This is a genomic window from Amycolatopsis sp. NPDC104587, assembly GCF_055583645.1.
The window spans coordinates 1-13,551 of record NZ_JBVJNO010000002.1 but is presented as its reverse complement, the minus strand read 5'-3'; the positions used below and the strand labels follow the sequence as shown (position 1 = coordinate 13,551).

Here is a 13,551-nt window from a genome sequence, read left to right as displayed (position 1 = left end):
CGCCGTGCTCGATCACCTCGTCTACGCCGGACCGGACCTCGCCGAGGCCGTCGCCCGCGTCACCGAACTCACCGGAGTCACGCCCGCGCCGGGCGGCAGCCACGTCGGTCTCGGGACCGCCAACCACCTCGCCGACCTCGGCGCGGGGATGTACCTGGAGGTGATCGGCCCGGACCCGGCGCAACCGGCGCCCGAGCTCCCGCGCCCCTTCGGCATCGACGACCTCACCGAGCCCGCGCTGGTCGCGTGGGCGGTGCGCACCACGGACCTCGACGCCACCATCGAGCAGGCGAAGGCCCACGGCTTCGACCCGGGTGACGCGCGGGAGATGTCCCGCGAGACCGCCGATGGCGAGCTCCTGCGCTGGCGGCTGACCCCGCCGAGCGCCCCGGGCACGCTCCGCCCGTTCCTCATCGACTGGGGGACCACACCGCACCCGACCACCCGCGGCCTGCCGTCGATCCCGCTGCTGATGGTCACCGGCACCCATCCGGACCCGGCGTCGGTCCAAACGGCGATGGACGCGCTCGGCCTGGAGTTCCTGGTCCGCCGCACCGAAAAGGCGAGCTTGACGGCGGCCCTCCGGTCGAAGGAAGGCCGCCAGATCGCGTTGAGCTAGGCCTTGCCCTCGCGCCACAGGTTGGTCATCGGGAGCCGCCGGTCACGGCCGAACGCCTTGAACGTGATCTTCGTGCCCGGCGGGTACTGGCGCCGCTTGTACTCGGCCTTGTCGACCATCCGCACCACGCGGTCGATGGTCTCCGGCTCGAACCCGGCGGAGACGAGGTCCGCGTACCCGCGGTCGCCCTCGACGTAGTCGTCGAGGATGTCGTCGAGCAGCGCGTAGTCCGGCAGCGAGTCGGAGTCCATCTGGCCCGGCCGCAGCTCGGCCGACGGCGGCTTCGAGATCGAGTTCTCCGGGATCGGCGGCGTCTCTCCACGCTGGGCTGCTGTGTCATTACGCCAGCGGGCGAGCTGCCAGACGTGCGTCTTGAAGACGTCCTTGATCGGGGCGAACGCGCCGACCGCGTCCCCGTAGATCGTCGAGTACCCGACGGCGAGCTCGGTCTTGTTGCCGGTCGCGAGCACGAGGTGACCGTCCAGGTTGGACAGTGCCATCAGGAGCATGCCCCGCGTCCGCGCCTGGATGTTCTCCTCGGCGAGCCCCGTCAGCGACAGCTGCTCGACGTACACCCGGACCATGTCCTCGACCGGCTCGACGCGGTAGTGCGCCCCGATCCGGCGGGCGAGGTCCTCGGCGTCGTCCTTGGAGTGCCCCGAGGAGTACTTCGACGGCATCGAGACGCCGTAGACGTTGTCGCCGCCCAGCGCGTCCGCCGCCAGTGACGCGCAGACCGCCGAGTCGATGCCGCCGGAGAACCCGAACGTCACCGACGAGAAGCCGTTCTTGTGCACGTAGTCCCGCAGCCCGACGACCAGCGCCGACCACACCTCGGCCTCGTCCGACAGCGGCTCGCTGATCACCGGCTCGGCCGTCGGCTCGTACGCCGGCAGCGGCTCTTCGCCGAGCACCCGCCGCGTGACCTGCAAGCCCTCGTACGAACCGTCGCCCGCGTACGCGCTCTTCGGGAGGTCCATGTCCAGCACCAGCAGGTGCTCGACGAACTGCGGCGCCCGCGCCAGCAGCGTCCCGTCCGCGCCGACGACGAGCGAGTCGCCGTCGAACACGAGGTCGTCCTGGCCGCCGACCTGGTTGGTGTAGACCAGCGGCGCGCCCGCTTCGGCGGCGCGGCGCGCGATGAGCGGCAGCCGCTGCTCGTCCTTCGAGCGCTCGTACGGCGACGCGTTCGGGGCCACGACGAGGTCGACCCCGGCGTGCCCGAGCGCGGTGATCGGGCCGCCCTCCTGCCAGATGTCCTCGCAGACGACCATGCCGATGTCGAGCCCGTGCAGCCGGACGACGTCGAGCGTGGTGCCCGGCTTGAACCAGCGGTGCTCGTCGAAGACGCCGTAGTTGGGCAGGTGGTGCTTGAACTGCCGCGCGACGACCTCGCCGCGGTAGAGCGCCGCGGCCGCGTCGCGCGAGCCGGTCTCGTCGAGGTCGAGGTAGCCGATGTAGGTCAGCACGTCCCCGCAGCCGGCCTCGTCGAGGCGGCGCGCCAGCGACTCGACACCCTGCCGGGAAGCGGCGGCGAAGGTCTTGCGCAGCGAGAGGTCCTCGACGGGGTAGCCGGTCAGGGACATCTCGGGGAAGACGACGACGTGGGCGCCGGCTTCGGCGGCCCGGCGCGTCCAGGCGACGTGCAGGTCGGCGTTGCCGTCGAGGTCACCGACGGTGGGGTTGACCTGGGCGAGCGCGATGCGCAGTTGCGGCATGCCGCCATTCTGTCCCACGGCCACCCGGGCAGCCGAGCGAATGTGGGCGAAATGCCACGCCCGGCGCCGTCCACTTCAGCCCCACCACTCCCACCAACCCCAAAAAGCGGAGCTTTCCCTGGGAAAGTGCGCCTTCGCCGGCGCCCTGGCCGGTGCAACGGAGAGGCCCCCGCCCGGCGAACCGGACGGGGGCCGTTCGAAGCGCGAAGGCTACTTGCGCTTGATCATGCTCCGGACCTTCTTGATGGTCTGCTCGAAGTCGGAGTCGAACGGGTTGTCGTGCACCAGGTAGGTCCACGTCGTGTTCGCCCGCCGGACGCCGGCCTCGCCGAGGTCGATGCCCTCGTCGGTCAGCTCGGCCTCTTCGAGCGTCTTGGCCGCGCGCGAGTCCGCCTCGGCGATGATCTTGTGGAACTCCGGGATCGCCGCGCGGTGGAACTCGTCGAGCGGGGTCTCCCGCGCCAGCGCGCGCAGGTGGATGCTCTCGCGGACGTCGGTCAGGTACGCCAGGTGGTCGGACCAGAGCTGGTCGACGTGGAACAGCAGCACCTCGCGGCACATCTGCTCCAGCTTCTCCTGGTCGTCGAGCTTCTCCTTCAGCTCGCCGAACTTCTCCGGGTGCGCCTTCTCGAGCTGCTCTGCCGCGTACCCGGTGCGAAGCACCTTGTCGCGGTGGGTCAGCAGGTCACGGCGCTGCCGCTCGATCAGCCGCGTGTAGCGCCAGGTGTTGCGGTGGATCTCCAGGTCGACACCCTCGGCGACGCGCTGGGCGTGGTTGAGCTGCCGCAACGCCGCGTTGTCGACGATCTCGCCGGTCTCTTCGTCGTCGGTGATGCCCTCGGGCACGTCCGGCGCGTTCGACAGCACGAGCTCGTCGTTCAGGCTCGCGAAGAAGATCGCGCTGCCCGGGTCGCCCTGGCGGCCGGACCGCCCGCGCAGCTGCCCGTCGAGGCGGCTCGACGGGTACCGCGCGGTGCCGATGACGTGCAGCCCGCCCAGCTCGACGACCTCGTCGCGGGTCGCGCCGTCGGTGCCGCCCAGCCGGATGTCCGTGCCGCGGCCGGCCATCTGCGTGGACACGGTGACCGCGCCCTTCTTGCCGGCCTCGGCGATGATCGCGGCCTCTTGGGCGTCGTTGCGCGCGTTGAGCACGACGCACTCGAGGTCGACCTTCGCCAGCTTCTCGGCCAGCTCTTCGGACTCGGCGACGTCCTGCGTGCCGACGAGGATCGGCCGTCCGGTCTCGTGGACCGTGCGGATCTCCTCTTCGATCGCCCGCAGCTTCTGCGACGGCGACGCGAAGACGCGGTCCTCGAGGTCTTCGCGGACGTTCGGGGTGTTCGGCGGGATGACCGCGACCTCGAGCTCGTAGAACTCGCGCAGCTGCTCGGCGACGGCGACCGCGGTACCGGTCATACCGGCCACCTCGGGGTAGCGCGCGAGCAGCGCCTGGACGGTGATCGAGTCCAGGATCTCGCCGCGGTCGGTCGCGGTGACCTGCTCCTTCGCCTCGACGGCCGCCTGCAGGCCGTCCGGCCAGCGCTGCAGCTCGGCGACACGGCCGCGGGCGGCGTTGATGAGCTGCACCTTGCCGTCGCGGACCAGGTAGTCGACGTCGCGGGTGAGCAGCGCGTGCGCGTGCAGGGCGACGTTCACCGCGGGCAGCCGGTCCGAAGCCGTCTCGCCGTAGAGGTCGTCGACCTCCAGGCCGAGCGACTTCGCGACGACGGACGCGCCGGCGTCGGTCAGCCAGGCGTTGCGGCCCTCGCTGTCGGTTTCGTAGTGCAGGTTGAGCCGCAGCCGCCGGACGACCTTCGCGACCTCTTCGTCGGCGTCGGTGTGGTCGATCGAACCGGCCATCACCAGCGGGACGCGGGCCTCGTCGACCAGCACCGAGTCCGCCTCGTCGACGATCGCGACCTCCGGGTCCGGCTGGACGAGGTCGTCGACCGCCGTCACGAGCCGGTCGCGCAGGACGTCGAAGCCGATCTCGGCGACGGCGCCGTACGTGACGTCGTTGGCGTAGGCGACCTTGCGCTCTTCGCGCGAGTGCGCCGGCTCGACCCAGCCGACCGACACGCCGAGGAGGGCGTAGACCGGGCCCATCCACTCCGCGTCGCGCCGGGCCAGGTAGTCGTTGACGGTGACGACGTGAACGCGCTTTCCGCGGATCGCGTACCCGGCCGCCGCCAGCGCGCCCGCGAGCGTCTTGCCCTCACCGGTCTCCATCTGCACGACGTGCTTGGTCAGCAGGCCCATCGTGCCCAGCACCTGCACGTCGAACGCGCGCTCGCCGAGTGCGCGCCGTGCGGCCTCGCGGCCCAGCGCGCACACCTCGATCAGCTGGTTGTCGCCGAAGGCGGTGTCCTTCAGCGTCTCGCGGAGCTTGCCCGCCCGCTCGGTCAGCTCCTCGTCGGAGAGCTTCTCGAGCTCGGGTTCGAGCTTCTCGACTGCGGGCAGCAGTGCTTCGTAGCGGGTCAGCTCGACGCTGCCCGGCCGCTGGATGATCCGGCGGAGCCGCTTGCCCACCCGGCTGATCAGTGCTGCCACCCCTGGTCTCCCGTTCTCTCTCGCTCGACCGGCCTGCCCCACCCAACGTGGCGGTGGTGCGTTCGAGTTCCGCGGCCGGATGGGACGATCCAACCGTGTTCCCTCATCCCAGCGCCAGGTCCGGTAGTCGCCCGATCACCGCAATTGCGACATCCGTGCTGCTAGCGGCCTCGCTGACCGCGTGCACGTCCACCGGCGACACCACGCCGCCCGCGCCGACGACCGAATCGCACCAGCCGTCCGGGCCGGTGCCCGCCGGGCTGGAACGGTTCTACGGCCAGAGCCTGACCTGGGCCGAGTGCGCACCTTACGCGACGTCGGAAGACGCGCGGTCGGCGTTCCAGGCGAAAGACCTCCAGTGCGCCCGGCTGACCGTGCCGCTGGACTACGCCAAGCCGGCCGGCGACACCGTCACGCTGGGCTTGCTCCGGCACAAGGCGTCCGACGAGGGTTCCCGGATCGGGTCCCTGGTCGTCAACCCGGGCGGCCCGGGCGCGTCGGGCATGGTCGCGGCCGCCGGGCTGGTCAAGCCGGCCACGAGCACCGGCCTGGCCAAGCGCTTCGACCTCGTCGGGTTCGACCCGCGGGGGATCGGCGCGAGCCAGCCGGCCATCCACTGCCTGACCGACGCCGAGCGGGACACCGACCGCGCCGACGACAGCGAGACCGACGGCTCGCCCCAGGGTGTGCTCAAGCAGGAAGCGCAGGAGAAGGACTTCGCCGCGAAGTGCGCCCAGCGCACCGACGACGGCACCGGCATGCTGGCCAACCTCGGCACCCGGGACGTCGCGAAGGACCTGGACGTCCTGCGCTCGGTCCTCGGCGACGAAAAGCTGACCTACCTCGGGTACTCCTACGGCACCCGGATCGGCTCGACCTACGCCGAGGCGTTCCCGAAGAACGTGCGCGCGATGATCCTCGACGGCGCGGTCGACCCGGAGCAGGACGCGGTCGAGTCGCTCGTCGCCCAGGGCCAGGGCTTCGGGACGGCGTTCACGCAGTTCGCCAAGTGGTGCGCCGGTCAGCAGGACTGCGCGCTCGGCCAGGACGCCGGCGCCGCGGTCAAGGCGTTCCAGGAGCTCGTCCGGCCGCTGATCGACTTCCCGGTCCCGGTCGGCGACGGCCGCAAGCTCTCCTACGAGGACGCGACCACCGGCGTCATCCAGGCGCTCTACCAGCAGAGTCTCTGGGAGCCGCTGAACTCGGGCCTCAACGAGCTGAAGCAGCAGCGCGGCGCAACGCTGGAGAAGCTCGCCGACATCTACAACGAGCGTGACTCCACCGGCAAGTACGGCACCACCCAGGACGCCTTCACCGCGATCCGCTGCGTCGACGACCCGCGCGTCACCGACCCGGCCGTCATCCTCAAGGCGCAGGAGGAGTACGTGAAGGTGGCGCCGTTCCTCGACGACGGCCGCCCGGCTTCGGCGGCGCGCGACGCGTGCGCGTTCTGGCCGGTGCCGAACACCTCGCAGCCGCACGTGCCGAACGTCGAAGGCCTGGCGAAGACGCTGGTCATCTCGACGACCAACGACCCGGCGACGCCGTACCAGGCCGGTGTCAACCTCGCGAAGGGCCTGAAGGGCGCGCTGCTCACCTTCGAGGGCACGCAGCACACGGTGTTCCTGCAGGGCGTGAAGTGCGTGGACCAGGCGGGCACGGACTACCTCGTCGACGGCACGGCGCCGCCGGAGGGGACGCGGTGCGCCGGGCAGTAGGCGTCGCCGCGCTGGCGGTGCTGCTGGCGGCGTGCACGAGTGCTCCGGCGCCCGTGCCGTCGCCGTCGACGCGCCCTCCTGACCTGGGGAAGTTCACCTCGCAGAAGCTCGAGTGGAGTCCCTGCGGCGAGGCTTTGGACTGCGCGCGCCTGACCGTTCCGCTGGACTACGCGGCGCCGGACGGCAAGACCGTCACGGTCGGGCTCCGGCGGCACAAGGCCACGAAGCAGCGCATCGGCTCACTGGTCGTCAACCCGGGTGGGCCCGGCGGCTGGGGGACGGCGACGGCCGCGTCACTCGCGAAGTCACCCGCCGCCGCGCCCCTGCTGGAACGCTTCGACCTGGTCGGCTTCGACCCGCGCGGCGTCGGCACGAGCGAGCCGCGGATCACCTGCCGCACGGGCGCCGAGCAGGACGCGGACCGCGCGTCCGACGTCGAAAGCGATATGTCGCCCGAAGGGGTGAAAAAGCAGCTCGCCGAGACGACCGCGTACGGCGCGAAGTGCGTCGAAGCGACGAAGTACGGCAAGGAGTTCCTCGCGAACGTCGGCACGCGAGACGTCGTACGCGACCTAGACGTCCTTCGTGCCGCGCTCGGCGACGAGAAGCTGACCTACCTCGGCTATTCGTACGGGACGCAGATCGGCGCGGCCTACGCCGAGGCGTATCCGCGCAACGTCCGCGCGCTGCTGTTAGACGGCGCGATCGACCCGGCCCAGGGCCTGGTGGATTCGCTGGTCACGCAGGCCGCGGGCTTCCAGGACGCGCTGAACGAGTTCACCAAGTGGTGCTCGTGCCCGCTGACCGGCGGCACCGAGGGGCTCCAGCGGCTGGCGCGTCCGCTGATCACGAAGCCGCTCCCGGCCGGGACGCGGAAGCTGTCGTTCGAGGACGCGATCACGGGCACGTTCGCCGGGCTCTACTCACGCGGCGACTGGCCCGCCCTGAAGGCTGCGCTCGAGCAGGTGGCCCAGGGCAACGGCCGCACGCTGCTGGCCTTCGCGGACGACTACTACCAGCGTGATCGCGACGGCCAGTACAGCGGCGCGATCGACGCGTACTTCGCCGTCCGCTGCGTCGACCACACCCGTGTCACCGACCGGGCCACGATCGACCGCGCGCACGAGAAGATGCTGTCCGGCGCGCCTTTCCTCGCCGGCGGCACGCCCGACACGAGCGAGCTGGACATCTGCTCGACCTGGCCGGTCCCGCCGACGTCGGCCGAGCACGTCCCGCGGGTCGGCGGGCTGCCGAAGACCCTGGTCGTCTCGACGACGCACGACCCGGCGACGCCGTACCAGCAGGGCGTCGACCTCGCGAAGGACCTCGGCAGTGCCTTGCTCACCTACGAGGGGGTCCAGCACACGGTCTTCCTCGACGGCAACCCGTGCGTCGACCGCGCGGGCATCGCGTACCTGATCGACGGAACCGTCGCCGACACCCGCTGCTAACCGAGGTCGACGGTGTCGTTCTGCCTGGTCAGGGACAGTTCGAACATCACCGGGCTGAGGTGGTCGCCGGCCGGCGGGACCTGCACCCACAGCCGAGCGAACCGCCGTGGCCCCTCGGCCGAGACCCACACCTTGACGATGACGTCGTCGTGGATCTGCGGCAGCACGCCGTGCGCGACGGCCGCGGGCACCCGGCCGCCGACCCGCAGCGCGGCGGCGCCGTCGACGTTCTCCCGGCCCTCGGTCTTCGTGTCGGTGACGCCGTCGAGCAGGCGTTTCAGCCCGGCATCCGGGCCGAGGAACCTGCCGACGTCGTACATCGCCGGGATCCGGCCGCGCGCGATGTCAGGGTCGGTGGTGACTTCGCCGTCCCGGACGGTGAAGCGGAACTTGGTGTGCCCGTCGCCCTCCTGGACGTCGGCCGTGCCGGTCGCGGCCTCGCCGGCGTCGAGGGTCGCGTCGCCTTCGATCTGCCGAAGCGGGAAGCCCGGCAGCACACCGTTGACCCCGGCCGCGAAGTGCACGCTCCGCACCGAAGCGAACGACGTCGCCGCGTCGCGGACCAGTTCGGCACCCGCCGGGAACGGCCCCCGCGTGTCCGGCGATCCGGTGCAGCCGGCCGTCAGCAGGAGCACGAGCAGGAGGGCGAAGCGCGACATCCCCCGAGCCTAGTCGTGGCCTGATCCTTGCGGACGATGTCCTTCAGGCCACTTTCCCTGCCACGCGCGCGCGGCGAAACTGCCTCTTGTGACTGTTGAGACCCGTCCTGCCCCGAAGCTGCACCGCGCCTGGCTGATCGCCGGCGCCGCGTTCGTCGCGCTGCTCGCCTCCGCCGGCTTCCGGTCCGCCCCCGGTGTCCTCATCGACCCGCTGCACCAGGAGTTCGGCTGGTCGACGGCCACGATCAGCTCGGCCGTCTCGGTCAACCTCGTGCTTTACGGCCTCTTCGCGCCCTTCGCGGCCGCGTTGATGGAGCGCTTCGGCATCCGCCGCGTTTCGGCGACGGCGTTGTTCGTCATCGCCCTCGGTGCGGCCGGCACGGTGTTCATGACCGCGAGCTGGCAGCTGGTGCTGTGCTGGGGGGTGCTGATCGGCGCGGGCACCGGCTCGATGGCGATGAGCTTCGCCGCGACCGTGGCGGCCCGGTGGTTCGTCCGCAGCCGCGGGGTGGTGACCGGCGTGCTGACCGCGGCGGGCGCCACCGGCCAGCTGATCTTCCTGCCGCTGATCGCGAACCTCGCGGTCGGTTCGGGCTGGCGGACGGCGTCGCTGGTGATCGCGATCGCCGCGCTCGCGGTCGTCCCGGTGGTCCTGCTGGTGATCCGCGACCACCCCGCCGACGTCGGCACGACGGCCTACGGCGCGCCCGCCGACACGGTGGTCGAGCGCCCGGCGTCGAAGACCGGCTCGGCCCGGCGCGCGCTCTCGGTGCTGGGTCAGGCGGCTCGCACCCGCACGTTCTGGCTGCTCGCGGTCGGCTTCGCCATCTGCGGCGCGACGACGAACGGCCTGGTCGGCACCCACTTCGTCCCGGCCGCGCACGACCACGGCATGCCCCAGACGACGGCGGCGGGCCTGCTCGCCCTGGTCGGCGTCTTCGACGTGGTCGGCACGATCTTCTCCGGCTGGCTCACCGACCGCGTCGACCCGCGCATCCTGCTCGGGGTGTACTACGCCCTGCGCGGCCTCTCGCTGGCGTTGCTGCCGCAGCTGTTCACGAACTCGGTGCAGCCGAGCATGTGGGCGTTCATCCTGTTCTACGGCCTCGACTGGGTGGCCACGGTCCCGCCGACGGTCGCCCTCTGTGTCCGGGCGTTCGGCGACGCGGGCCCGATCGTGTTCGGCTGGGTCTTCGCCTGCCACCAGCTCGGTGCGGCGTTCGCGGCATCGGCCGCGGGCCTGGTCCGCGACCAGCTGGGGAACTACAACCTGGCCTGGTATTCGGCGGCGGTCCTGGCGGTGCTCGCCTCGGTGGCGTCGCTGGCGATCAAGCGCGCGAAGAAGCCCGTTTCGGTGCTCACGGCGTGACTTGGTCACCCTCGGCGCGTCGTGAAACATCCCGTTAACACGCTGTCGTTAGGGTGCGGCCATGGATCGCCAGCAGGAATTCGTGCTCCGCACGCTCGAGGAGCGCGACATCCGTTTCGTTCGTCTCTGGTTCACCGATGTGCTGGGGTTCCTCAAGTCCGTCGCGGTCGCCCCGGCCGAGCTCGAAGGCGCTTTCACCGAGGGGATCGGCTTCGACGGCTCGGCCATCGAAGGGTTCGCGCGGGTCTACGAATCCGACATGGTGGCCAAGCCGGACCCGGCCACGTTCCAGGTCCTGCCCTGGGAGACCCCCGACGGCAGCCCGTACTCGGCCCGCATGTTCTGCGACATCGCGATGCCGGACGGCTCGCCTTCCTGGGCGGACCCGCGGCACGTCCTGCGGCGCCAGCTGTCGAAGGCGGCCGAAGCGGGTTTCACCTGCTACGTGCACCCGGAGATCGAGTTCTTCCTCCTCGCGACCCTGCCCGAGGACGGCAGCGAGCCGGAGCCCGCGGACAACGGCGGCTACTTCGACCAGGCCAGCCACGCCACGGCGACGCACTTCCGCCGGCACGCGATCGAGACGCTCGAGGCGATGGGCATCTCGGTCGAGTTCAGCCACCACGAGGGTGCGCCGGGCCAGCAGGAGATCGACCTCCGCTACGCCGACGCGCTGACGATGGCCGACAATGTGATGACGTTCCGTTACGTCGTCAAGGAGGTCGCGCTGACCCAGGGGGTCCGCGCGACGTTCATGCCGAAGCCGTTCACGAACCAGCCCGGCTCCGGGATGCACACCCACATCAGCCTCTTCGAGGGTGATCGCAACGCCTTCTACGACGCCGAGGACCCGCACGAGCTGTCGGAAACCGGCAAGGCGTTCGTCGCCGGCCTGCTGCACCACGCCAAGGAGATCTCCGCGGTCACCAACCAGTGGGTGAACTCCTACAAGCGCCTGATCAGCGGAAGCGAGGCGCCGACGACGGTTTCGTGGGGCCGCGCGAACCGGTCCGCGCTCGTCCGCGTCCCGATGTATTCACCCGGAAAGGCGTCATCCCGACGGGTGGAGATCCGTACGCTGGACTCGGCGTGCAACCCGTATCTCGCGTACTCGGTCATCCTCGCCGCCGGGCTCAAGGGGATCGAGAAGGGCTACGAGCTGCCGCCACCCGCCGAGGACAACATCTGGCAGCTGAGCGACTCCGAGCGGCGCGCCGCCGGTTACGCGCAGTTGCCGCAGAACCTGGGGGAGGCGCTGGCCGAGATGGAGAAGTCCGAGCTGCTGCCGGAAGCCCTCGGCGAGCACGTCTACGACTTCTTCCTCCGGAACAAGCGGGTGGAATGGGACAACTACCGCAGCGCGGTCACCCCGTACGAGCTCCGCACCCTGTTGCCGGTGCTCTGATGAGGCGGCGGCCGGTGCTCCTCGCGATCCTGGCCGCCGCACTCGTGCTCGTCCCGACGGCGCCGGTCGCGTCCGCGTCGTCGAAGTTCGACCTCGACGCGGCCGACATCCCGTCGCTGCAGGCGCGGATGGCGTCCGGCCGGCTCACCGCAGTGGGCCTGACCGGCACGTACCTCGACCGGATCCACCGCATCGACGGCAAGGTCAACGCCGTCCTTGCGCTGAACCCCGCGGCCTTGAGCCAGGCCGCCGCGAGTGATGCCCGACGTCGGACGCACCACCTGCGCGGCCCGCTCGACGGCATCCCGGTGCTGGTCAAGGACAACGTCGACACGCGCGACCAGTGGACGACCGCGGGATCGCGGGCCCTGCGCAGCTATCCGGCGAAAGACGCCACGTTGATCACCCGGTTGCGTGACGCCGGCGCGGTGATCCTCGGCAAGGCGAACCTGTCGGAGTGGGCGAACTTCCGTGCCGCGAAGCCGACGTCCGGCTGGTCGGGCGTCGGTGGCCAGACGAACAACCCGTACGTGCTGGACCGCAACCCGTGCGGGTCGTCCGCCGGGTCCGCGGCCGGCGTCGCCGCGTCGCTGGCGCAGGTCGCGATCGGCTCCGAGACCGACGGCTCGATCGTCTGCCCCGCGGGGATGACGGCCACGGTCGGGCACAAACCGAGCCTCGGCCTGGTCAGCCGCACCGGCGTGGTGCCGATCTCGGCCGAGCAGGACACGGCGGGCCCGATCGCCCGCAACGTCGTAGACGTCGCGCTGACGCTGTCGGTCTTGCAGGGGAGGGATCCCGCGGACCCGGCGACCCTGCAGTACCCGCGCACCCAGCCGACGGACTACGCGAAGCTGCTCCGGCCGGGCGTCCTGCGCGGCGCGCGGATCGGGCTGTGGCGGCTGCCGGTGCTCGGCCCGCAGACGGACGCGATCATGACGTCCGCGCGGAACGCCCTGGTCAAGGCCGGTGCGACGGTCGTCGAGGTGACTCCGCCGTACCAGGCGCGACTCGGCGAGCTGGAGTTCCCGGCGCTGCTCACGGAGTTCCACCGCGACATCGACGCCTACCTCGCGACGCGTCCCCGCGGCCCGCGGAACCTGGCCGAGCTCATCGCCTACAACCGGGCCGACCCGCTGGAGCGGACGTGCTTCGCCGGCCAGGAGCTGTTCGAGCAGGCGCTGGCCGCGCCGCCGCCGATCGACCCGGGATACCTCGCCGGCCGCGCGGAGCTGTCGGACCTGGCCCGCCGGTCCCTCGACGAGACGCTGGCGAAGTACCGCCTCGACGCGATCGTGTCGCCGACGAACCCACCGGCGTGGAAGACCGACTGCGCGGTGGGCGACAACGACGTGATCCCGTCGTCGACCCCGGCCGCGGTCGCGGGTTATCCGGACGTCACCGTGCCCGCGGGGTTCGCCGGACCGCTCCCGGTCGGCATTTCGTTCATGGGCGCCCGGTGGTCGGACGCCCGGATGCTGGCGCTCGCCGCGGACTTCTCGCGAGCAGTTCCGGCGCGGGTCCCGCCGAGGTACCTGGCGACGGTGCCGGCCGCGGGTCGATGAACACGCTCTGACCTGCGGCATTGGCGTTAAGTGACCCCCCTGTTCGGGACCGGTTTCAGGGCATGTAATCTTCTCTTCGTCGCCAGGAACACCGGGTCGCCCCGGGGCCGCAAGCCCCGAAGATCCGGCCGGGCCGAGCGGGTTGACACCGCGGATCGGACCGGGTAATGTTCAGCGTCGGCCCACGAGCGGCCGCCGAATCCCTACGACCAACACCGTAGGATGAGGCATGCTCGACCAAAAGCTTTGAATATCGCTTGGAACAACTGCCGAGGATATAACCGCCGATAAGGCGGTGATTCCAGAGTGTGTTGCTTGAGAACTCAACAGTGTGCTAGTGAACTAAGCCAGTAGAGCTTATGTATTGAACCTCGTATGAGGTTCCTTTGAGAGCAAGAAAATTTGCCTCGATTAAACTGTTCATTGTTGGAGAGTTTGATCCTGGCTCAGGACGAACGCTGGCGGCGTGCTTAACACATGCAAGTCGAACGCTGAAC

At 70.6% G+C, this 13,551-nt stretch carries 9 protein-coding genes and 1 rRNA gene; 7 read left to right on the top strand and 3 right to left on the bottom strand.

Annotation, left to right across the window (positions count from 1 at the left end):
* Positions 1-4: 4 nt before the first annotated feature.
* Positions 5-619 carry a VOC family protein gene (locus ACZ61C_RS04480; RefSeq protein ID WP_465302818.1) on the top strand — a complete coding sequence of 205 codons (615 nt, stop codon included), beginning with the start codon at positions 5-7 and terminating at the stop codon, positions 617-619.
* On the opposite strand, the gene ACZ61C_RS04475 is transcribed toward ACZ61C_RS04480, so the two are convergent.
* Both ACZ61C_RS04475 and secA2 read right to left on the bottom strand, forming a co-directional pair.
* On the bottom strand, positions 616-2,337 hold the full coding sequence (locus ACZ61C_RS04475) for an NAD+ synthase (RefSeq protein ID WP_465302816.1): 1,722 nt from the start codon (positions 2,335-2,337) through the stop codon (positions 616-618). The two genes, ACZ61C_RS04480 and ACZ61C_RS04475, sit on opposite strands and share 4 nt — an antisense overlap.
* 210 nt (positions 2,338-2,547) lie before the next feature.
* Positions 2,548-4,887, bottom strand: coding sequence for an accessory Sec system translocase SecA2 (secA2, locus tag ACZ61C_RS04470; protein WP_465302814.1), 2,340 nt, complete (start codon positions 4,885-4,887; stop codon positions 2,548-2,550).
* 155 nt (positions 4,888-5,042) lie between these two features.
* Here secA2 and ACZ61C_RS04465 point away from each other — a divergent pair, with 155 nt between their 5' ends.
* Together ACZ61C_RS04465 and ACZ61C_RS04460 are read left to right on the top strand one after the other, a co-directional pair.
* A complete protein-coding gene (locus tag ACZ61C_RS04465) occupies positions 5,043-6,605 on the top strand; it encodes an alpha/beta hydrolase (protein WP_465302812.1) in 1,563 nt (520 codons plus the stop codon).
* Positions 6,590-8,056: an alpha/beta hydrolase gene (locus ACZ61C_RS04460; protein WP_465302810.1), complete on the top strand. Its 1,467-nt coding sequence runs from the start codon at positions 6,590-6,592 to the stop codon at positions 8,054-8,056. The genes ACZ61C_RS04465 and ACZ61C_RS04460 overlap by 16 nt, the downstream gene beginning before the upstream one ends.
* Here ACZ61C_RS04460 and ACZ61C_RS04455 read toward each other — a convergent pair.
* Entirely contained in the window at positions 8,053-8,715 is a 663-nt protein-coding gene (locus ACZ61C_RS04455; RefSeq protein ID WP_465302808.1) for an LppX_LprAFG lipoprotein, read from the bottom strand. The two genes, ACZ61C_RS04460 and ACZ61C_RS04455, sit on opposite strands and share 4 nt — an antisense overlap.
* Positions 8,716-8,803: 88 nt before the next feature.
* On the opposite strand from ACZ61C_RS04455, the gene ACZ61C_RS04450 reads away from it, so the two are divergent.
* The 4 genes from ACZ61C_RS04450 to ACZ61C_RS04435 form a co-directional block, all read left to right on the top strand.
* The gene (locus ACZ61C_RS04450; protein ID WP_465302806.1) at positions 8,804-10,084 is read left to right on the top strand and encodes an MFS transporter; all 1,281 of its coding nucleotides are present in this window, start codon (positions 8,804-8,806) and stop codon (positions 10,082-10,084) included.
* A gap of 61 nt (positions 10,085-10,145) precedes the next feature.
* Complete coding sequence (glnA, locus tag ACZ61C_RS04445; RefSeq protein WP_465302804.1) at positions 10,146-11,489, top strand: type I glutamate--ammonia ligase; 1,344 nt, start codon at positions 10,146-10,148, stop codon at positions 11,487-11,489.
* Positions 11,489-13,054 (top strand): amidase, encoded by a 1,566-nt coding sequence (locus ACZ61C_RS04440; RefSeq protein ID WP_465302802.1) that lies wholly within the window; start codon positions 11,489-11,491, stop codon positions 13,052-13,054. Before glnA ends, ACZ61C_RS04440 begins: the two co-directional genes overlap by 1 nt.
* A gap of 423 nt (positions 13,055-13,477) precedes the next feature.
* Positions 13,478-13,551, top strand: a 16S ribosomal RNA gene (locus tag ACZ61C_RS04435); the annotation flags it as partial.

Excerpts from the sequence above, each read along its gene's own strand:
- ACZ61C_RS04475 (WP_465302816.1), bottom strand. The coding sequence starts at position 2,337 with ATGCCGCAACTGCGCATCGCGCTCGCCCAGGTCAACCCCACCGTCGGT.
- ACZ61C_RS04455 (WP_465302808.1), bottom strand. The coding sequence starts at position 8,715 with ATGTCGCGCTTCGCCCTCCTGCTCGTGCTCCTGCTGACGGCCGGCTGC.
- glnA (WP_465302804.1), top strand. The coding sequence starts at position 10,146 with ATGGATCGCCAGCAGGAATTCGTGCTCCGCACGCTCGAGGAGCGCGAC.
- ACZ61C_RS04440 (WP_465302802.1), top strand. The coding sequence starts at position 11,489 with ATGAGGCGGCGGCCGGTGCTCCTCGCGATCCTGGCCGCCGCACTCGTG.